This window comes from Streptomyces sp. NPDC005485 (genome assembly GCF_040606085.1).
Classification (GTDB): domain Bacteria; phylum Actinomycetota; class Actinomycetes; order Streptomycetales; family Streptomycetaceae; genus Streptomyces.
This window is the reverse complement of sequence record NZ_JBEXDZ010000055.1, coordinates 33,731-53,597: the sequence shown is the minus strand read 5'-3', so window position 1 is coordinate 53,597 and position 19,867 is coordinate 33,731. Positions and strand designations below refer to the sequence as shown.

Genomic DNA, 19,867 nt, shown 5'->3' with positions numbered 1-19,867 from the left:
ACCGTGGGTGTCCCGCGGCACGCCCCCGGGGGCTCCCGCCCCGGGCCTTCCGCCCTGGACCTTCCCGACCCACCTGACCTGCACGTACGTCTTCCCTACCTCTTCTTTGCACACCGGTCGCAGTACGGTGTCCCTCATGCGCCCCGACACGTCTGCCGAGAACGTCGACCACACCGCCGAAGCAGCGCGCCTGGAGCGGACTGCCGGCCTGTATCCCGAGGACGCCGAGCACCTGCTCCTGCAGGCCGCGGCCCACCTGGAACTGGCCGGCGACCGCCCCGGCGCCACCGCGCTCTACGACCGCCTGCTGGCCACTCCGGCCTCGCTGGAGACCCCCCACCTGGTCCGCGCCCTCAAGGCGTCGAACCTCTGGGAGTACGGCCACGAGGCGGAGGCCCGCGCGATCATCGACGGCGTCCGCGCCGCGTCCCCGCGCGACCCGGCCCCCTGGGTGATCGTCGCGGAGTCCCTGGAGTCCCACGACGAGCTGGAGGCGGCGCAGGACACCTTCACGCAGGGCGCGACGCTCCTCCTGACGGACGTGCCCGAGCCCCCGTACTCGACTCACCCGCTCCTCTACGGCCGCCACCGCGTCCGCCGCATGCTCGGCATGGCCCACGACCACTGGGACGCCCTGGCGGACACCCTCCACTCCTCCCCGGTCTCACTGGACGAACTCCACGACCCGAAGCGCGTCTGGTCCCTCGGCTCGGACAACCCGGCGGAGCTGGCGGCCGAGATCAGCCGCCTGCGCGCCGAACTCGGCACCTACCGCGAAGCGCTCTCCCGCCCCTTCCCGGTGGCCGTCCTGCACTGGCCCGCCGACGAACTGGCCGAACTCCTCGCGGCGTACCCGTCGTTGACCTCGGAATACCCCTCCCACGAGGAACACCTCGCGACCATAGAGGCATCCCTGCGCGAGCTCTCAGCCTCCGGCACCCCAAACCTGGGCATCGTGACGGGAACGGTCCCGTCCTACGAAGCCTTCGCCGCGTCGGAGGCGTTGTCCCCGTCGGACACCACCCTGCTCCCGCAGTACGCGACGACACTGGCAGCCAGGGGGCTGGCCGTGGCTTGGCCTCCGCAGCGGGGGGCTGAGTGCTGGTGTGGGTCGGGGCGGGGGTATGGGGGGTGTCACGGGGTCGGGTAGTGATCCGTCGGGGCTTGTACGGGGGCTCCCGGGTCATGCCATACCTGCCATAGGCCACATGTCATAGGCCGGGTCGGCCGTTTCGACGACGGCCGGCCCCGGATGGGCCGGAAGCCGCGCCGCAGCCGAAGCGGCGGCTTCCCTCGCCGTTGCGGCTTCACCGATCTCACCTTCGCGCAGAAACTTCCGCACGCGGTAGTGGCGGCCGTCGCTCCCAAGCCTGAAGATCGGACACAGCTGCCGCAGTTTCGGTTCGGCACGGGCCGCTTCCGCGCAGGTTCGAGCCATATTCATGGATCAAGTCGGCGGCACACCAGTCCCGCAGGAGACGTGTACGGCGCCGAAAACATCCGGCAGACGGGCGCTGACGAGCGGTTTCTCAACCTCACCGTCGGGGCGGCAGGGCGGGCCAGCCCAATTGCCACGTCCTCGACGGCGGCTATCAGGACATCAACTCCCTTGCATCCAGGGCGGCTTGTGTGCACTGGGCGGTAAAATGGCAAGACCGCCCAGTAGCCACTGGCGGATACGACGAGACTCGGGGGACGCACATGTGCCGCTTACGTCACGCAGGTTCCGCTGCGTGGCTGCCAGGTGCTCGCATCACAAGCGAAGCACTCTGGCTACGACCTCAGTGCGTGGACATGGGTCGTCCGGCTGGCATGTGCATGTATCCCTGCAACACCCGGGCGCCGATGTTCTGACAGAACTCGGAAGGATCGTCGTTGTCCACTCAGGTACCGGTGTGCAATCACCGGGTCTACGAAGTCGTGATCGTGTTCCTGTTGTCCGTGATCGCGGGTTTGACGGGTGGCCTCCTCCTGGCCGCTCTCGGAATGTCACCGGTATCAGCGGTCGGCGCCGGCGCCACGGCCTTCGCCGGAGTCTTCGGAATCAGCATGACGGCCGTCGCGTACATCAAGAAGCAGGGCAGCTAGCGTCGCTCGGGGGTGGCCTCCACGGGGCCACCCCCGCACCCCGAGACTTCGACGCTCCGCCAGAGGCCCCGGTGGTCTCGGACGCTCCGGTCAGACCGTGTGCCGCAGGCAGGCGTAAATAGCCGAGGCGACCGCCGTCCCCAGCGGAATCGGAACCGCGTTGCCGATCTGCTTCGCGATCTCGGTCTTCGAGCCGCACCAGCGGAAATCTCGGGGGAAACCCTGGATACGGGCGGCTTCGTAATGCGTGATCGGGCGGGGCTCCGTGGGGTGGAGATAGCGGCCCTTTTCCGGCTTGAAGAACTCCGTACGAATGGTGACGGACGGCTCGCCGATGCGGAGCCGGCCCATGACGTCACCGGTGCCGGTCCGGTGGTTGTCCCAACTCTTGGTCGACAGGTACTCGACCGCGGTCTTCACACCAACAGGACATGCCACGGTGTAGAACTCGAAGGCGCCGTCCTCGTTCACCGTGTACCACTTGCCCTCCAGGTCCTTGCGGTTCCCGCCCGGAGGAATGGCAAGGTAGCGCGCCACCGAGAGCTGCGTCGGTTGGCGCTTGAAGTGGAGATCCTCCGTCGTGAATATGCCGGGAATGTCCGAGTCGATATCTTCGATGCGCTCTTCGCCACCGGGGAGTTCGGTGCCCAGGAGCCGGAGTTTCGCGGACTCCTCGAAGACCTCGTCCACGGTTTTCCAGTAGAGGGGTTCGGCACCCACGCCCTCGAGCGTCTGGGCAGCGGGACCTGCGCCGTTCTTCGGGCGGCGCCTGCGCTCGGGGGTGGGGTAGGACATCGCATGCCCGTCGTCGATGTCCTTGCGGACACCGATGACGATGGTGCGCCGACGCGCTTGAACCGCGCCGTAATCGGCCGCGTTGAGGAGGTAACGCTTGATCTTCTGTTCCTCCGTGTCGGCGGGCACGTGCCCCGGAGGGTCGACCAACCGGTAGTCGGCCAGCCTGCCGCCCTCCTCGACCTCTCTGAGCAGGTCGAGGAACTCATCCGACTTGAGGAAGCGATCGACATTCTCGATCACGAAGACCTTCGGGCGGACCTTCGCGACGATGCGAACGTATTCCTCCCACAGGCGGTTGCGCTCCGTGCCCTTCTTGTTCCGATTCAGGGCCGAGAAGCCCTGGCAGGGAGGCCCGCCGACGACCACATCCGCATGCAGGTCGTCCTCGGTCGGCTCCCACTTCTCGATGTCCCCCAAGTGGACGCGGGCGGCCGGGAGCCGCTTGTCGAGCCTACCGACACCGAAGTTGACCGCGTACGTGGCGGCCGCAGCGGCGTTGTGCTCGACCGCCGCGACGCTTCGGAAAACCGGACCGTCACCCTCCGCCCCCTCGGGCCGGAACTCGTGAAATCCCTGCGTGAAACCACCGCAGCCCGAAAACAGGTCTAGGACGGTGATCATCTTGGGGTCGTTGGGGGCGAACGCGTGCATGGGGCGATCTTAGCTTCGTAGGGCTGCTGCGACGGCGCGTCCGAGAGCAGTGGCAAGTGGCGGAGGCATGGCGTGGCCGATCTGCCGATAGCGGGACGTCTTGCCCCCGGCGAATTCCCACTCCTCGGGAATCGACTGGATCCGTGCCGCCTGCTCCACGGTCAGCTTGGGCATCTCGCCCTGGGGAAAATCCGCGCCGGGAGGCTCATCACCGAGGCTGTTGCCGTTCACGCCGAGCGCGGCCCACGCCTTCTTGCTTCCGGTGGGACCCAGGTCGGCGCCGCCCCTGCGGTCGGAGCCGCCGACGAGCGCCGGCGCGATACGGTCGGCGCCCTTGATCCATTCCTCCGCGGCGAGCCATCCTCGCGAGGACATGGACGGGCCGAGGACTTGGCCGACCGTGGGGGTCGGACCGTCATCCGGTTCGGGCCAGGAGAACCGCGAGAAGTACGGCTCCCGCATGGCGACGAGGAAGCTGCTCCTACGGTGTTGCGGCACGCCGAAGTCAGCGGCGTCGAGGACCTTCCATGTCGTGCGGTAACCGGCCTCCGCGAGCTGGGCTCCCATCCACTCGCGGTCGACCTCGAACTCCGAACTCTCAGCCAGGTCCGGGACGTTCTCCAGAAGTACGGCCTTCGGCCTCACCGCTCGTGCCAGCTCGATCGCGGTCCGGAGAACCCTGCGCTCCTCGGTGTCCTCGTCACGCCCGACGGTGGCCATGGACTTGACCCGTGGAAGGCCACCGCTGAGGAGGTCCACGCCGACGATGTCAGGTCGCTCGTTCAGCGGAAATTGCGCAAGATCGATGCAGATGGTGTCCCATTCGGGCCTGTTCCGCTCGATCGTGAAGCAGGCGTCGGCCTTGCTGTCGATGAGCACCACGGGATCGAATCCGGCCTGCTCCAGACCGAGCGCCTGGGCACCGCACCCCGCACAGATCTCGACCGAGCGGAGCCGACGGACCTCGACCAGGTCCCCCGGGACGAGCTCCAACGCGGGTGGCGTCTCCTGCGAGGTCGCATCCGGCGCGGCACCGACAACTGAAGCGCGCTGTGTCGCGCCTGACCCCACGGGCGACGACACGGACCGCTGCGCATCGACCGATTCCTGAGCCACCGCCCGCAGTTCGTCGTCCAGGGCGTGCTCCTCGATGCCGTCGAAGAGAACGAACGGAGCGAGCCGGAGCAGTCGCTTGAGGAAGTCACGAAGCGTCTCGCGCTCGTTCAGACCATGGAGATCGAGGTCCTTCCAGACACGCAGAATCGCTCGGACCATGTGCGGACTGCCGCCGAGCGCGGCACGGCGGGCGTAGATCTGGTCGAACGCCGCCTCACCCAGGATCTCGAGGGCGCCGTACGGCTCCTGATCGTCGGGGGCGCGTACGAGCTGGGCGCGCCACCACAGGCGGCCGAAGACGTGCCGAGTGAGGTCCGTTCCGAGGACACGGTCCTTCGGCGGCTTGGGGTAACGCCAGAACGCGACGTCCGGGAGGACGACGAGTGCAAGGAACGCCCAGACGTCTCGGGAGGCCGCCTCGGCAGGCACCATGCCCATCTCGGCGTGCAGCAGGGCGGCAAGCCGAAGGTCGAATTCGGCGTTGCGTGTGCGGTCGGACTCGTCAGGGAAGCCGGCGCTCTTGGCCAGGTCGACGACACCCGTGCGCAACTCGCGCAGTTGGGTGGTGGAGACCCTGTCGCCGCCGGTGGCCACGTACACGGCGGACTCGTGGGAGAAGCCGAAGCGGCCGGCCAGGTCTGCGCTCGGCAGATGCTCGTATTCCTTGAAGAGCGGTTTGGCCTGCTCTGCGAGCAGTCGGGGGTAGAGGAAGCTCATCACGACACCTCGAAGATCTTGACCGCCGCCTGCAGGTCCGAGGCGAACAGAGCAGGTGACTGTCGTTGGCGCAGACGAACGTCGGTGATCAGCTGCTCCGGGAAGAGCCGGTCGAAGAGGCTCATCATGGTCGCGCCGAGCGAACCCTCCGGAAAGTCGCCGTCGTCGACGAAGTCGTCCTTGGCCAACGCGTGCTCGATCATGACGCGGGCGGCGTCCGCGTACACGGCGGAAAGGACGACCCGGTCGATCGGGCGGGGCTTGCCCGCGTTCTCGAACGCCGTGGCGGTGACGGAGTTCCGCTCGTTGACCAGCAGGAGCAGCGAGCCCATGGTGGCGCTCTCCAGGCCCCCGCTGATCTGCAGGTGCCATGCGGCGTTGTCGGGGAACGACGTCAGCGAGAAGTCGATCACGGCCATGGGGAACTGTGGTGCGTCACCCTGCAGGCGCAGTTCCTCTCGATCGCTCCACAGCACCGAGCCGGCACGACGGGGCGAGGACGGACGGGCGTCGGGACGACGTTGGGCCAAAACCAGGGCGGTGTCCAGTACGAGCAGGCCGCCGAGGTCCGCACCACGCAGGACGATGTCGAACTCCGCGGTGATCGCACCGGTGTCGTCCAGTCGCGCGTGCTCCGCCGGCCCACTGAGGTTGGAGCCGGTGGCCGTCCACACCACGGCGAGTGTCAGCGCCGCATCGGGCGGAAGGCCCGACTGGGAGCGCGCACCATCGAGATCGACGCTGACGGTCCTGCGAAGGTGCAGGTCCATCCGGTAGTCCCAGTCCGGCAACGCCTCCGGCATCGGGACCTCGCCGTCCTCGGTCACCAGAAGCCATGGCTGGGCGGTGACCACGTCCTCGGACGGGACGCGGTACGGGAGAACTCGGCGGGTCACGACTCCTTCACCGCCTCGACCTTGATACCGATCTCGGTCATGGTGTCCGGTGCCGGGCGTACGAGGGCACGCCACACCGTCTCGCCGCCGTCGATGACATACGCGTCGGCCGGGTGCACACGGCCGTCGCCGTCCTCCCAGCCGACGAGCACGGGCATGCTCGCCCCGATCGGCGGATCGGTCTCGCGCCCGCCCGTTCCGGGGAGGGTGACGGCGAGGTCGATGCGGACCCGCTGCGGACCGTCCACGGGCAGGCGGAAGTCCTGGACGAGCAGTTCGTCGTCGGCGCGATCCTCGTAGTACGGCTCCCCCACGTACTGCACACGCGGGCGCCTCCGTCCGGTGCCTTTCTCTCCGTCCCCTGATCCGTACGACTCCTGGTCTGCACCGGAATCAGCCGCACTGCCGGTCGCGTATCCCTCTTCCCGATCGGACGACGCCCCCTTCGCGGCGGCGCGGCCCGCCGAACGGCGTGAGCTCTCCCCCTGCTTCGAGGCACGCGTGGCGGTGCCGTCCGGCTTGGAATAGGCCGTGGCCCCTCCGATGCCCCAGGCTCCGCCCACCAATCCGGAGAAGAACGAACTGGCCGCTCCCAAGGCGACATTGCTCGCACCGGAACGAGCGCCCCCGGTCAGGGACAACAGGTCGTTCAGCGACTCGCCGATGCGCTGGAAGGTCGTTCTGACGAAGGTGCTCTGCGGCCTGTCCAGCGACTGCGGGTGCCAGGCGTCGTGCGTGGGCGGTTCGGCCTTCGCGTAGACCTCGTCCATGGCCTCGTCCGCACGGAAGACCCCGGCATAACCCTGATTCACGCTCGGCGGCTTCGGCCCCGGGTGATAGGTGACGACAAGCTCCGCAGGCCGCATCAGGCAGACATGGTGCACAAGGTCCTCTATGTCGAGCATGCGCGAGGCGCGCGTGGGCTCCAGAGGCGGCATGATCCGCTTCTCCACCCCGAGTCGCCCGAGATACTGCCTTGGTTTGAGGCACGCCAGATCGCGGCCTTCCGGCCCCGTCATCTTCTCGTACGCGGCAACGAACATGTTCAGAGGACGGGCGTGCCGGGGGTCGGGCACAGGATGATCGACGCCGTCGCACGTCACCGAGAAACGCATGGTCGGGGCTTTGCCCTCCACGGAGATCATCTTCGGCCAGAGGTGCCACGCGATGGTCTCTGCCAAGTAGTCGGCCGCCGCGGTCGGTTCGAGCTCGTCCAGGTTGGGGTCGATGACGACGATGGTCGTCCCGGTCTCCTCCGGCCCGAACGCTCGAAGCCCCAGCTGCTGGGCAGCGGCCTCGGCCGCCGGGCCGACCAGCGGCTCGACGACGTCTCCCGAGGAGTCGCCCCACCAGTGGCGGCCGGTGTATCGCCGCTCCCCGTCGCCCTCCCGGGCCACGTAGCTCTTCCACAAGGTGCAGCCGATGAGCCGAGTCTCATAGCCGCCCTGTGGCGTGCGGCAGCGGGAGTGGACGAGGACGGTTCCGGATTGCGACAGCAAGTAGAAGATGCCCTTGCCGAACCCGTACGTCCCGCCGCCGAGTGCGGTGTCCCGTGGCTCCCCTATGTTGCGGATGAAGGAGACGAAGTCACGCTCGGGACCGATGGCGTCGTCGGCGCGCGTGGGGCCGCCGAGTCCTCGGGTACCGCGGTCGGAGACGGCCAGTACACGGGCAGGACGGCGCTTGAGCGTCTCCCGCAACGGGAAGTGCTCCGCGCTCATGGGCGCGCCGTCGAGGAGCAGCTCACGCCATGCTGCGGCGTGCGCCGGGCCGACCGTCCACATGTCGATGCGGTAGTCGACCGGATCGGGCAGCCCCTCGATCCGGGCGTCCCAGCTGTTCTGGGCGGACTCGCGCACCAGGATGGTGAGCAGGTCGAGCTCCGGGCGTCCGAGCTGGTTGCGGATGCCTTCGGCGGCGCTGGCGCCTTCAGGCGGATAGGGCTGGGAGAACCAGTGAGGCTCGGTCACGCGGGCTCCTGGACCAGGTTCTCGATCATCTGGGACACCTGTTCGGGCTCCATCGACGCGGGGATGTCACCGGACAGGTCGATGGTGTACTCGACGTCCAGGACGGACACGGTCATGCCTGCCGTGGCGAGCGCTTTGCCGGTCAATCCGGGGAAGTCCGCGTCGACTTGATACCACCGCTCCTCCGCGATCGCGAAACATACGTCGTCGTAGAGGTCGGCGTCGGCGAGACTGTAGCCGGCCTTCGCGAGTAGTTCGAGCAGGGCTCCCTCGTCGTCGCAGAGGCGGAGGGCTTCGTGCACCGCCTCCACGAACCGGGTGCCCATGCCGTTCGGGGTGGTGCGGTGCAGCCGAAGCCAGGCGAGCCAGAGCGTTCCGCCGTCCGGGGCTTCGAGCTGGTCGAGTCCGTGGATGCGCGGCCGTCGGCCCTCGCTGCCGATGCTCGCCTTCACCTCGACGGCATTGGTCGCAGCCGAGAAGTCGTGCCGGTACCCCTCGGGCCCACGCCAGATCCGGTGCGCGCTCGGGTCCATCGCAAGGAGACGGTTCAGCACGGTCAACTCGCCGAAGAGTCCGGCGAGTTCCTCCGGGCCCAGGGGCGGCCCCTGCGTTCGGAAGAGCGACTTCCAGCGGTCGAGCACCCGGTACAGCGCCTTGACGGGATTGTCCGGCAGCTCGACGGCCTTCTCCAACACGTCCACGCACAGCTCGGTGAACAGGTCGTTGAGGTCGTCCCGCAAGCAGCCCAGATCCGCATAGGTCTGGTAGGTCTCCGCGTCCTCGAGGGGACGCTTGCGCAGCCGGAGCACCGGCCCGTCCAGACCGGTACGAACCTTTATGTGCGAGTGGATCGGCACCAGGAGATGACGGTGTCCGTCGTGGTCGACAGCCACCGCCAGCGGGCCGGTACCGGCGACGGACAGCTCCGCGACCCGCAGCCGATGCTCCCCCGTGCTCTGCTCGGCATCGAGTTCGATCCATTGCTGCTCGACGAGGCTGCGCAGTTCGTCCTCGTTCATGCGTCCTCACCGTCGACGAGGCTGTAGTCCTCCTCCTCGATCTCGATGCGCACGTTGGACAGGTCCGCGGAGATGTAGCTCTCCACGGTGCTGTCGCCGTTCCGCGGGTCGGGGAAGACCAGACCGACGCCGATCACGTGCTCCTCGGCGTCGAGCGGCGCACGAAGCGGCTTCGACGGGCCGGGGTCGGACACCTTGTCGATCGGGTACAGGACCAGCAGACCGGTGTCGGGGAGCTGCTTGCGCCGTTCCTCCGTGATACCCGCCTCGTTGAGCTTCCCTGTGTCCCCCGTGAGGTCGAGCGCCGCGTCCCTGCGGCTCATCAGGGTCTTGATGTCGGCGAAGTCCGGGTCAGGGTTGGACAGGGCAAGGCGGGCACGGTTGTTCCGACCGACGGTCACGTGGGGCGCGAAGGTGAAGTCCTCGCCCTTCCCTGCAGGGTTGCCCACGATGGCGATGTTCCAGCGGCCCAGGGAACCGGCAGTGGAGACCCGCTTGCGGATGTAGTTGCCGATCAGTTTTGCGTCGTTCTCCGGGGACTTCTTGTGGAACCGGTAGTTCGCCAGGAAGTCGAGCACGAAGTCGTGCGGCACGTCGCGGAAGACATACCTGCCCTCCGCGGCCCGCTCCTCCACACGACGCGCGTTCGATGCGGCGGCGACGACCAGCGTGCGGGCCGCGTCGCTGTTCCCGCGCAGCCATTCGGCGTTCGTGTGGAAGTAGTGGGTCTGGACCCGCTGGCCGCCGTACGAGGAAGCGGCCACTACGGCGTCACGCATCTTGGCGGCCGCGGTCACGCGCAGGGCGGGGTGCGTGCGCAGGCGTACGGCGAAGGTCCGCGGGTTCTCGTCCTCGGTCATGTAGATGTCGATGTCGCGGCGCATCTCGGTCTCGACCGTGGCCAGATGCCGGAACCACTCGGCGAGCTCGTCGGTCATCCAGGTCCTCGGCAGGTCGGCGTACCCGTTGCGGAAGCCGAACCAGCGCCCCATCTGGAGCAGGGTGTCGTACGCCGAGACGGAACGGACGAAGTAGCTGACGGACAGCCCTTCGAGGGTGAGTCCTCGCGAGAGGGTGTTGCCGCCCACCGCGATCGCGACGACGGGGCCGTTCTCGTAGTCGAGCCGGTCCTCACTGCTGGAGTTGTCCATGATGATGCGACAGCTGTCGAGCACCCCGGGCAACTGCGGCACCAATTCCTCGAACGGCACCTTCGTCTCGCCGAACTCCTCAGCCGGGACGCGCTTGGTCTCCGTGTCCCACAAGGCGCGCAGTCCGGCGAGATAGTCGGGGCTCTCCAGCGATTGGGCGGCACGCTTGCGCAGGAACTCGAGAGGCCTCTTGAAGCTGTTGTGGACCGACGTGTTGACGCTGGTGTGGATCAGCATCGTGTTGTGCGGGTTGCCCGCGCCGCGCACGCGCCTGGCCGCGGTAACCAGCCAGAAGTACTCGATGGCCTGGCGCAGGGTGTCGGTGATGTACGGCTCGAAGCCCTCGACGTCGGCCTTGGTCACGGGGCGCACCGCAGGTACGTCTTCCTTGGGTACCGAGCGGATCATGTCGTGTCCGTCGTCGACCTGCTCCGGGTCCTCGCCGTCGAGGGCGTAGCGACCGAAGAGGACCTCGGTGCCGAAGTGCCCGGCAGGCTGGGGCAGGTTGACGACGAAGTCCTTCGGATACAGGTCCTCGGCGCTCGGGTCGATCAGCAGGTTCGCGAACGGGGATGCCGTGTAGCCGACGTATGCCGACCTGGGCAGGTGGCTCATGATTTTCAGGATCAACGGATTGATCGACGTCGTCGCCACGGTGGCCTGGTCGGCCTCGTCGTCGATGATCAGCGCGGGACAGTCCTCGAGGTACGTCGAAGCCTTCTCCAGCCACGCGGCGAGTTTGCGCAGGACCATCGCGTTCTTCTTCACCACGCACAGCACGTGGGTCCTGTTGCTCTTGCCGAAATACGAAGCGGGGTTCTCCGTCGGGGTGAAGTCCTTTTCAAGTCCGGTCAGTTGCGACCACATCGACGGATTCGGCTCCACGAGCTGCTGGACCAGCCGGGCCTGGGTCTGGCGACGGAGTCCGTTGTGGATGCCGGCCAGGACGATGAAGAGCTTGTAACCGCGATCCGCGGCCTTCGCCATGACGGAAGTGAAGTTGGTCGTCTTCCCGGACTGCACGTAGCCGACCACGAGACCCCGCGTGGAGAACGACTTCTCCTTCGGATGGTTCAGCAGGGAGACCACCCGGGTCGAGGAGTCGTCGAGACTCCTGATCGCCGGGTCCTCGGGCCAGCCGTCCTTGCGCAGTTGGCCGGCGACCGCCGGCCAGCACTTGTCCTTGGCCTGCGGCCCTGTGTACCAGGTGTCGCGGTTGCCCAGGATCACCGCGTGCGGTTCCTCGAGCTCCTTGATGCGGATCGTCTGCTGCTCGTGCCGCTCACGAATCTGCTCAACGATTTCCGGTGTGATGCCGAACTGTTCCAGTCGCTTGACCGCCTCCGCCGGAGGAAACGAGTCGAGCAGTGCCTTGAACGTGTCGTACATTCCGTCGAGTTCGTCGGTCATGGGAGTCGACCGTTCCCCGTTTCTGTTCGCTGGAGCCAACCGGACCGCGAGGCGCTGCGCCCCGTCGACCAGCCCATCCGCGACACAGACACCTTGAAGTACGCCGGGGGACGCTCCCCGTGCACACAACATCTACACGATATTGCGCGAGGCAGGTCCTGACACTCGGAATCATGGTCTCAATCCAGTGCGGACATCTTTGTTTCACGAAGCCCACGCGGAAGGACCAACACACGACAACCCGGCAACGGCACGCTGCCCACGATGCGGACGGTGCGGACGGTGCGAATCAGGAGTCGTTCAAAGCGGCTCTTCGAGACAGCACCTCGGCCTCGATCCGGCCGACGACTTCAACGGCCGGCTCGTGCTCCCAGAACCGCAGCACCACCCAGCCGGCGACAGTCAGACGATCAGTCGTCTCCCGGTCTCGTGAAATGTTGCGGTCGAGCTTCGATCGCCACCACTCCGCGTTGGCACGCGGATGGGTGGCGTGCTCCGGACAGCCGTGCCAGTAGCAACCGTCGAGGAACACCGCGATCCTCAGCTTGCTGAAGGCGATGTCCATGCTCCGCCGCGGCATGCCAGGGACCGGATAATGCACCCGGTAGCGCAGACCGTCGGCGTGCAGCAGACGACGTACGGTCATTTCCGGCTGGGTGTCACGGGACGCCTGCCGACTCATGCGAGCGGAGACAGCCGGGGACGAAGCGGTCGGGGACATGGGACCAGTCTCCCGCTCCGACCTCCCCGCGCAAACCGCGCCCCATGCTTTCAGCAGCGACGGCCGGCCGACATCCGGAATCGCTGGTCAGGCCGCTTCTCCTCCGCCTCCGCCTCGAACGGCAGGACACAGCGGAGTCGGGGTTCGGTCACTTCGTAGCCGGCCGTGGCTACCGCTCGCTCCCAGGCCACGCGCATGCTGCACCTGCCGGGGCCGTCTCGGCCTCGAAGTGCATCTGCGCGCGGTCCAGGGCATCGTCCGCGTCGCGGCCATGTGCCCGAAGCCAGTGGAGAAGGTCGGCGATGACGTCGATCGCCACTTCTTCGGCTGCGGCAACGCTCAACGGGCTCGACGTGCGTGGCGGCGTCGCCGCCCCGTACAGGCTCAGGATCGCCTCGGCCCGCGTCACGTCCGCGCCTCCGATATGACCGTTCGGTGAGGTCAGATCCGTCGCCAACTCGCACCAGGTCACCTTTCGGTCCTCGCGGAGTTGGACGCCCCAGCGATCGGTGACGGCGTCGACTAGGGCCATGCCGCGGCCGCCCTCGGAGTCGGCGCCCGCGTCGAGGAGGGTCGGGAGAGCCCGGGTGTCGGGGTCGTGGACTTCGATGCGCAGATGGGTGCCGTTCATCGAGACGGCGAGGGTGGTCGGTGTGCCGGGGCCCACGTGCGTGATCACGTTGGAGACGAGTTCACTGACGCAGAGTTGGGCCGTGCCGATGGCTTCGTGCAGACCCCAGAGGTCGAGGTGCAGTCGCATGACGCGCCGTAGGGCGGCCACTTCCTCGGGCTCTGCCGCGAAGGCCAAGTCCCACGGCTTCCGCGACATGCATGTCTGCTGAATCACCGAGACCCCTCTCAATCGGGCGACATCGCCGCCGACCCCAACTGATCAGCGGAGTGTTACGAGCGCTCACACTGAGTGGCGCGCTCTGTCAGAATGGCTGTTGCGTATCCCGTCGTGCAATGTGCACGAAGGGATTCCCACTTCTGAGTGATTGGCAAGCAGACGTCTTGGCGTGAGACTGAACTCCCGCTACAAGGAAGAAGGTTGGGATGTCCGGATCGCCGACGGCTCGCCGTCGTCGCCTCTCGATCGAGCTGAAGAAGCTGCGGGAGAAGGGCGCCCTCACCTGCGCTCAAGTCGGCGAGGCGCTGGACTGGAGCGGCTCCAAGGTCAACCGCATGGAGACCGGCAGCGGCAGGATCCAGCCGTCCGACATCGACGCTCTGTGTCGGTTCTACGGAACCAGCGACGAGTTGCGCGAGTTCCTCAAGTCACTCGCGCGGCAGGCCAGGACGCGTGGCTGGTGGCAGGTGCACGGCGCCGGGGTTCCCGAGTGGTTCAACATCTACATCGGCCTGGAGCAGGACGCTTCCACCTTTCGCCAGTACCAGTGCGAGCTGCTGCCCGGTCTCATGCAGACCGCGGACTACACCCGTGAACTCCACAAGACCGGCGCCCACATGTCCGCCGAGGACATCGACCGGGCGGTTCGCGTCCGCATGGAGCGTCAGACCCTGCTCACCCGACCCGAGGCCCCGGACGCGTGGTTCGTCGTGAACGAGGGCGCACTGCGCAATGTCATCGGAGATCGCGCCTTGATGCGGGATCAACTCGAACGCATCCTGGAATCAAGCGAGTTGCCTAGCGTCACCTTGCAGATCCTGCCCTTCGATTCAGGCACCTATCCGGCCACGGGCTCCTTCACCATGCTGGGATTCCCGGATCGCGAGGACCCGGACCTCGTGTACCGGGACGGCATCACCGATGCCGTCTATCTGGAAGGCGAGCATCATGTGCGTGAGTACACGAGGGCCTTCGACGGCCTGCGAGCAGCAGCCCTGAGCCCCCAACGCTCGATCCAGCTCATCGAATCCGTTCTGAAGGAATACGCGAGATGAACACTCCCGACTCCCGGGCCGAGAGCAGCACAGCGTGGTTCAAGTCCTCCTACAGCAACGGTGCGGGAGGCGAATGCGTGGAGTGCTCGCGCACAGGCGACGGCACGCTCGTGCGGGACTCCAAACAGGGTGATGGACCGGTCGTCGGGGTTCGGGCGCGGGCCTGGCGAGCTTTCGTTGGTGCTCTGGGGTCGGCGGAACCGTGGGGTGTCGGGCGATCTCCGTTGCCGTAGGGCCGGCTGTCCAGCAAGCTGTTGGGCATGCCTGGGCAGCGGAAGAGGAAGCGGCAGCAGGAGGCGCGGAGTCAGCGTGCAAGAGCCGCGTACGAGGAGCGTGACGGTCGATGGGAGCGGATCTTCTCGACCCAGGACGAGGCCGAGTTCCGGGCCTTCAAAAGCCGCTTCCTGGCTGAGCATCAGTCGATCGACCCTTCGATGATCCGCATCGATGTGTTCTGTGGCCGCCTGGTACAGCCGACCAGCTATTGCCTGAGCGTTTTCGTGCCTGCCGAGTCCTCCGAGCGCGCTGATCGCGCTGATCGCGCTGGGGATCCTGTCACCGCGGTGCCTCAATCGAGATAGCGGGGAACATACACACGCGTCCGTCCACCGGCCGCCGGTCACCTGCGTCGGGGCGGGGGACCCGCCATCACCTCGCCAAAAACGCCGTCATCGCCGCGTGCAGCCGTTCCGGCTGGTCCAGGTGTACGTCGTGGGTTGCGTCGGGGATGACGGTGAGTTGGGTGGTTGGGCGGTGGGAGTGCATTTGGGTGGGCTCTGTCGGGGGCATGGTGCCGTTGGCGGCGCGGATGACGAGGGTGGGGCACTGGATCCGGGTCCACTCGGACCAGTAGGCGTGTGTGGCCAGTTCGGTGATCGCCGCGATCGTCGTGTCGCGGTCCAGGCGGGGGTGCCAGCCGTCCTCGCGCTGTTCCAGATTCCGTGCCCAGGCCTCGTGGCCGAAGAAGTCGGTTGCTGCGGCAGGGGACTTGAAGGGGGTCGGCCAGCTGTCCAGCCATGCCGCGATCTCCGTGGGGAGGTTCGGGTTCGGGCCGTTCGGGCCCGCCTCGATCAGGATCAGGGAATGGATCAGTTCCGGGTGCGCGGCCGCCGTGAGGAGTGCCGTGAGGCCGCCCAGGGACTGGCCCACCAACGTCACGGGGGCCAGGGCGAGTTCGCGGATGAGCGTCACCGTGTCCCGTACGCAGGCCGCTCGGGTCATGTCCCGCGGGCGGCGGGTGCTCGCCCCGTGGCCCCGGGCGTCGTACGTCACCACTCTGTGGCCGTCCGCGAGGAGCAGCGGGAGTACGTCGTCCCACTCGCCCATGTGGCCCGCCAGGCCGTGCAGGAGGAGAAGTGGGGGCCGGGGAGGAGGGGTGGTGGTCCCAGGCCGTGGGTGGTGGTCGCGGTAGGCGAGACGGGTGGTGTCCTCGGTGGTGAGCGTGAGGGTGCGGGGTTCGGGGTGAGGGGTCTGCACGATGTCTTGTCTTCCGCCGTCGGGTCGGGCACCGGGCCGTGCGGCGGGCATGGACCGGGAGCCGGTGCTGGCGGATGCCGGTTTCGCCTCCCGAATTCCGGCTTCCCGGATTCCAGCTTCTGGCTTCCGGCTTCCCGCTTCCGTCTCCCCGCTTCCGTCTCCCGGCTTCCGGCTTCCGGTCCATGTCCGCGCGCGGCCGGACGGCCACCGTAAGCGGTGTGAGGCCGTCGGCATCAGCCCGGCGGCCTCACGTCACCGCTGTCACGTCACGTCACGTCACCACTCTCACGTCGCCAACGTCAGGTCCGCCCTGCCGAACAACAGGGCATAGCCGGAGGACAGTTGCTCCAGGACCTGGTCGATGACCTCGTTGCCCACCGCCTTCGGCAGCACGCTGAGCACCGACGTGACGTCCCAGCGGGCCGTGGCCGGGGTGGCGCCCAGGATGCGGGCCGCGACGCTGTCGACGAACTGCGCGGCGGTCAGGCGCCGCGTGGCCGGAAGCTGCGTCGCGACGAGCCGGCCCGCCTCCTCGGGGAGCCGGCTCGCCAGCTCGTCGCGTACGTCGCCGTGCACGTGGCCGCCCAGCGCGGACAGCACGATACGGATGACGCGCTCCGCCTCCGACTCGGAGAGGTACTGGCCGGACTGCCGGACCACTTCGACCAGCTCACTCCATCTCAGCGAACTCATCGCGTCCGTCGTGTTCATCGTGTTCGCCGGACTCGTGGGGTCCGCGCTGCTCAGGATGCTCATCGTGTGTCTTCTCCTACGATTCCGATCCGAATCCGAATCCGATCCCTGCCAACGCGGCTCGGCTTCGCGAGCGTAGGTACTTGCGCGTCAGCAGCGCTTGAGCCGTGCTCAGCCGTCGGGTTCCCCGAGGGAGGAAGGACATTCGGAGTACGCCTGTGGCAAGAGACGGGCGCGACGGCGAGGGCGGCAGTGGCGTGGCCCCGCGAGAGCGTTAGCCTCGGTTCGATCGACAGACGCAGCAGCGGGAGGCAGCAAAATGGCGAAGGTACCGGCCGCGGCGGTGGCCGCGAGTGGGCTCATCGGTGGATACGGCGTAGCCCGCTGGACCAAGAAGCGGCAGCTCGGCGGGGTCGTCCTGGCCGCCGCGGGAGCCGCAGCCGCGCAGCAGTGGCGGCAGCAGGCCGGCGGCAGGGCCGCGGGTGCGCTGACCGTCGCGTACGTCGCCGCCTTCGGCGCGTCCCACCCGCTGGCCAAGAAGGTCGGCGCCTGGCCCGCCGTGTTCGGCGTCGCCGGAGCCGTCGCCCTCGCCTCCTGGGCGGTCGCCGACCGGCACGCCTGATCAGCCCGGCCCCCGGAAGCCGTACCTCAACCCAGCCCAGCCCACCCCAGCAGATCCAAGTCAGCCGACCCCCCAACTACACCCCCTCAACCCCCTGAAACGCCCGCCGATACGCATACGGGCTCGTCCCCACCACCCTCTTGAAGCGTTCCCGGAACGCCGTCGGGGAGCCGAATCCCGCCTGCGCCGCGATGCGTTCGACGGGGTACGCGGTGGTCTCCAGGAGGTACTGGGCCCGGCGCACCCGCGCACGGTGCAGCCACTGCAGCGGTGTCGTCCCCGTCTGCTCGCGGAAGCGGCGGTTGAGGGTACGGGCGCTCATGCCGGCGTGGGCCGCGATGTCGTCCAGTGCGAGGTCGCGGTCGGCGTTGTCCTCCAGCCATCCGAGCAGGGGTTCCAGCGTGGCGCCGGCCGGGGCCGGAGGCCGGTCGTGGACGATGAACTGGGCCTGGCCGCCCTCCCGTTCGAGGGGTACGACGGCCATCCGGGCGGCATGCGCGGCCACGGCGGAACCGTGGTCCCTGCGGATCATGTGCAGGCACATGTCGATGGCCGCGGCGGCGCCGGCCGAGGTCAGGAACTGCCCGTTGTCGACGTACAGGACGTTCGGGTCGACCGTCACCGCCGGGTACATCTCCGCCAGGTCCTGCGCCGCGAACCAGTGCGTGGTCGCGCGCAGCCCGTCCAGGAGTCCCGTGGCGGCGAAGACGAACGCGCCGACGCAGACGGAGGCGATCCGTGTGCCGTTCGCCGCCGCCGCGCGCAGGGCCTCCGCCACCCCCGGCGGCAGCGGGACCGTGGGGTCGGCGACCCCGGGCAGCACGATCGTGTCGGCGTCCGCGAGCGCGTCGAGGCCGTAGGGCGCGCGCAGGCTGTACGAGCCCGCGCTCACCTCCTCCGCCGGGGCACAGACCCGGACCCTGTACGCCTCCCGCCCGTCCGGCAGCCTGGCCCAGCCGAACGTGTCGATCGGGGCGGAGAGGTCGAACGGAATCACCTGGTCCAGCGCCAGTACGGCCACAGTGTGCATGGCGAGAGCGTAGGCATCCGACGGGTTATGGCCAAGTCGTCGTACACGTCGCATCAGCGAACCCCCTGCGCTTCGGCGCAGGCACGAGCCCCTGGAACCCCTGGCGAGAATCCGTCACACCCTGGCAAAACCGCCACTTCTGCAAGATCCGCCGTGCACCTAGCGTCACCCCGTGACCAAGTTCCTCCTCGCCGTCCATGTCATCGCCGCGATCGTCGCCGTCGGACCCGTGACCGTCGCAGCGAGCCTCTTCCCGCCCAGCGCGCGCAAAGCCCTCGCCGACCCGGATGACGTGGGGGCCGCGGAGACCGTACGGCTGCTGCACCGCATCTGCCGGGTGTACGCGGCCGTCGGCGTCGTCGTCCCCGTCTTCGGGTTCGCCACGGCGAGCAACATGGGGGTGCTCGGGGACGCCTGGCTGGTCGTCTCGATCGCGTTGACGGCGCTCGCCGCGCTGGTCCTCGTCGCTCTGGTGCTGCCCCGGCAGAACGTGTTCGTCGACGGCGGCGGCGACCCCGCGGCGGCCGTCCGGCTCGCCATGTTCACGGGGATCTTCAACCTTCTCTGGGCCACCGTCACCGTGCTGATGATCATTCGGCCCGGGTCCACGACCGGGGCATAGGAACCCGCGCACCCGGGGCATAGGATCCCGCCCATGTACGGACAGGTGCCAGGACACGGGCAGCAAGGACAGCCGGCGCCGCAGGCCTATCTCGCCTCGGTGCAGAGCAGGCTCACGGCCGACGGATGCGAGACGCGGTGGGAGGACTGGGCCGGTGTGCCCGTCCTCGTGGGGCGGCGGGCCGACTTCCGCATGAGCTGGATGGCGACACGGCTGCACCTGTTCACCGTGGCCGCGGCGGTCCCCGAGATAACCGTCCCCGCCATCGAGGGCTTCACCGACCAGGTGATGAAGTACGCCAAGGACAACAAGGGCGGCCTGCCCGTCGGCCTGCAGAACGGCATCGGCGCCTTCCCGCTGCTGGTCAGCGACCGGGTCGATCCTGCCGCCGTCCACTGGGCGGAGGCCCAGCAGCGCATCAAGTTCGCCTGCATGACGCGGCCGGTCGTGGTGGACAGCACGCAGCAGTACGTCGGGATGTACCGCGGCAAGCCCGCGCTCGGTCGCGTCTACGCGTCGTACTTCATCCAGAAGGGCTCGCAGTACTTCTTCGGCCAGTGATCAGCGGGCGGCACCGGTGACTCGGTCCCGGTGCCCCAGCACGTTCACGACCCTGCCGTTCGGGTCCCGCACGAAGAAGCGCCTTACGCCCCACTCCTCGTCCCGCAGCTCCCGTACGATCTCCGCGCCCGAGGCGACGACCTCCGCGTACACGGTGTCGACGTCCTCGACCTCCACGCTCAGGTCGGGCACGACCGGCGCGGTGCGCTCCTCGGTGAGGAAGCTGATCTGCGCGGTGGGGTTGGAGGGGGAGGCGAGGGTCCTGACCCAGCCCAGGTTCATGACCTCCTCGAAGCCCAACAGGCCGTAGAAGTCACGGTTGTTCACCATGGCCTTCTCGGACTCGACCTGGACGTTCGGGACGACTCTGCGGATGGTCATGACGAACCTCTCCTCAAAAATCACGACCGCCGGTCATCAA

21 protein-coding genes are annotated in these 19,867 nt (G+C 67.9%); 8 read left to right on the top strand and 13 right to left on the bottom strand.

Annotated features, from left to right (window positions below; all coding sequences use genetic code 11):
- Positions 1-136 precede the first annotated feature (136 nt).
- Positions 137-1,150 carry an SEC-C domain-containing protein gene (locus tag ABZS97_RS20205; protein WP_356139642.1) on the top strand — a complete coding sequence of 338 codons (1,014 nt, stop codon included), beginning with the start codon at positions 137-139 and terminating at the stop codon, positions 1,148-1,150.
- A gap of 33 nt (positions 1,151-1,183) precedes the next feature.
- Here the strand turns inward: ABZS97_RS20205 and ABZS97_RS20200 are convergent, their stop codons facing one another.
- Positions 1,184-1,438, bottom strand: coding sequence for a DUF6193 family natural product biosynthesis protein (locus tag ABZS97_RS20200; protein WP_356139645.1), 255 nt, complete (start codon positions 1,436-1,438; stop codon positions 1,184-1,186).
- 437 nt (positions 1,439-1,875) lie between these two features.
- Here ABZS97_RS20200 and ABZS97_RS20195 point away from each other — a divergent pair, with 437 nt between their 5' ends.
- Positions 1,876-2,088, top strand: a complete 213-nt coding sequence (locus tag ABZS97_RS20195) for a hypothetical protein (protein WP_356139641.1) — start codon at positions 1,876-1,878, stop codon at positions 2,086-2,088.
- A gap of 90 nt (positions 2,089-2,178) precedes the next feature.
- Here ABZS97_RS20195 and ABZS97_RS20190 read toward each other — a convergent pair whose 3' ends face one another.
- The 8 genes from ABZS97_RS20190 to ABZS97_RS20155 form a co-directional block, all read right to left on the bottom strand.
- A complete protein-coding gene (locus ABZS97_RS20190) occupies positions 2,179-3,537 on the bottom strand; it encodes a DNA cytosine methyltransferase (RefSeq protein ID WP_356139640.1) in 1,359 nt (452 codons plus the stop codon).
- A gap of 9 nt (positions 3,538-3,546) precedes the next feature.
- The gene (locus ABZS97_RS20185; RefSeq protein WP_356139639.1) at positions 3,547-5,370 is read right to left on the bottom strand and encodes a DUF6339 family protein; all 1,824 of its coding nucleotides are present in this window, start codon (positions 5,368-5,370) and stop codon (positions 3,547-3,549) included.
- Positions 5,370-6,266, bottom strand: coding sequence for a hypothetical protein (locus ABZS97_RS20180; RefSeq protein WP_356139638.1), 897 nt, complete (start codon positions 6,264-6,266; stop codon positions 5,370-5,372). Before ABZS97_RS20180 ends, ABZS97_RS20185 begins: the two co-directional genes overlap by 1 nt.
- Positions 6,263-8,236 carry a hypothetical protein gene (locus ABZS97_RS20175; RefSeq protein WP_356139637.1) on the bottom strand — a complete coding sequence of 658 codons (1,974 nt, stop codon included), beginning with the start codon at positions 8,234-8,236 and terminating at the stop codon, positions 6,263-6,265. The genes ABZS97_RS20180 and ABZS97_RS20175 overlap by 4 nt, the downstream gene beginning before the upstream one ends.
- Complete coding sequence (locus ABZS97_RS20170) at positions 8,233-9,255, bottom strand: PD-(D/E)XK motif protein (RefSeq protein ID WP_356139636.1); 1,023 nt, start codon at positions 9,253-9,255, stop codon at positions 8,233-8,235. The genes ABZS97_RS20175 and ABZS97_RS20170 overlap by 4 nt, the downstream gene beginning before the upstream one ends.
- Positions 9,252-11,816 (bottom strand): Z1 domain-containing protein, encoded by a 2,565-nt coding sequence (locus ABZS97_RS20165; protein ID WP_356139635.1) that lies wholly within the window; start codon positions 11,814-11,816, stop codon positions 9,252-9,254. The genes ABZS97_RS20170 and ABZS97_RS20165 overlap by 4 nt, the downstream gene beginning before the upstream one ends.
- Positions 11,817-12,105: 289 nt before the next feature.
- On the bottom strand, positions 12,106-12,537 hold the full coding sequence (locus ABZS97_RS20160; RefSeq protein ID WP_356139634.1) for a very short patch repair endonuclease: 432 nt from the start codon (positions 12,535-12,537) through the stop codon (positions 12,106-12,108).
- A gap of 169 nt (positions 12,538-12,706) precedes the next feature.
- Positions 12,707-13,366, bottom strand: a complete 660-nt coding sequence (locus tag ABZS97_RS20155) for an ATP-binding protein (RefSeq protein ID WP_356139633.1) — start codon at positions 13,364-13,366, stop codon at positions 12,707-12,709.
- Between the two features lie 227 nt (positions 13,367-13,593).
- On the opposite strand from ABZS97_RS20155, the gene ABZS97_RS20150 reads away from it, so the two are divergent.
- From ABZS97_RS20150 to ABZS97_RS20140, 3 genes are read left to right on the top strand one after another with little or no spacing between them, the layout of a single operon-like run.
- A complete protein-coding gene (locus tag ABZS97_RS20150; protein WP_356139632.1) occupies positions 13,594-14,442 on the top strand; it encodes a helix-turn-helix transcriptional regulator in 849 nt (282 codons plus the stop codon).
- Entirely contained in the window at positions 14,439-14,675 is a 237-nt protein-coding gene (locus tag ABZS97_RS20145) for a DUF397 domain-containing protein (RefSeq protein ID WP_356139631.1), read from the top strand. Before ABZS97_RS20150 ends, ABZS97_RS20145 begins: the two co-directional genes overlap by 4 nt.
- Before the next feature lie 27 nt (positions 14,676-14,702).
- Positions 14,703-15,023, top strand: coding sequence for a hypothetical protein (locus tag ABZS97_RS20140; RefSeq protein WP_356139630.1), 321 nt, complete (start codon positions 14,703-14,705; stop codon positions 15,021-15,023).
- 67 nt (positions 15,024-15,090) lie between these two features.
- On the opposite strand, the gene ABZS97_RS20135 is transcribed toward ABZS97_RS20140, so the two are convergent.
- Entirely contained in the window at positions 15,091-15,918 is an 828-nt protein-coding gene (locus ABZS97_RS20135; RefSeq protein ID WP_356139629.1) for an alpha/beta hydrolase, read from the bottom strand.
- Between the two features lie 285 nt (positions 15,919-16,203).
- A complete protein-coding gene (locus ABZS97_RS20130) occupies positions 16,204-16,611 on the bottom strand; it encodes a DUF2267 domain-containing protein (RefSeq protein WP_356139644.1) in 408 nt (135 codons plus the stop codon).
- Positions 16,612-16,930: 319 nt separating this feature from the next.
- On the opposite strand from ABZS97_RS20130, the gene ABZS97_RS20125 reads away from it, so the two are divergent.
- Positions 16,931-17,233 (top strand): hypothetical protein, encoded by a 303-nt coding sequence (locus ABZS97_RS20125; protein WP_356139628.1) that lies wholly within the window; start codon positions 16,931-16,933, stop codon positions 17,231-17,233.
- A gap of 76 nt (positions 17,234-17,309) precedes the next feature.
- Here ABZS97_RS20125 and ABZS97_RS20120 read toward each other — a convergent pair whose 3' ends face one another.
- Positions 17,310-18,263, bottom strand: a complete 954-nt coding sequence (locus ABZS97_RS20120; protein WP_356139627.1) for a helix-turn-helix domain-containing protein — start codon at positions 18,261-18,263, stop codon at positions 17,310-17,312.
- Between the two features lie 172 nt (positions 18,264-18,435).
- On the opposite strand from ABZS97_RS20120, the gene ABZS97_RS20115 reads away from it, so the two are divergent.
- Positions 18,436-18,885, top strand: coding sequence for a hypothetical protein (locus tag ABZS97_RS20115; protein ID WP_356139626.1), 450 nt, complete (start codon positions 18,436-18,438; stop codon positions 18,883-18,885).
- 33 nt (positions 18,886-18,918) lie between these two features.
- Positions 18,919-19,446 carry a levansucrase gene (locus ABZS97_RS20110; protein WP_356139625.1) on the top strand — a complete coding sequence of 176 codons (528 nt, stop codon included), beginning with the start codon at positions 18,919-18,921 and terminating at the stop codon, positions 19,444-19,446.
- On the opposite strand, the gene ABZS97_RS20105 is transcribed toward ABZS97_RS20110, so the two are convergent.
- Positions 19,447-19,827: a VOC family protein gene (locus ABZS97_RS20105; RefSeq protein ID WP_356139624.1), complete on the bottom strand. Its 381-nt coding sequence runs from the start codon at positions 19,825-19,827 to the stop codon at positions 19,447-19,449.
- Positions 19,828-19,867 lie beyond the last annotated feature (40 nt).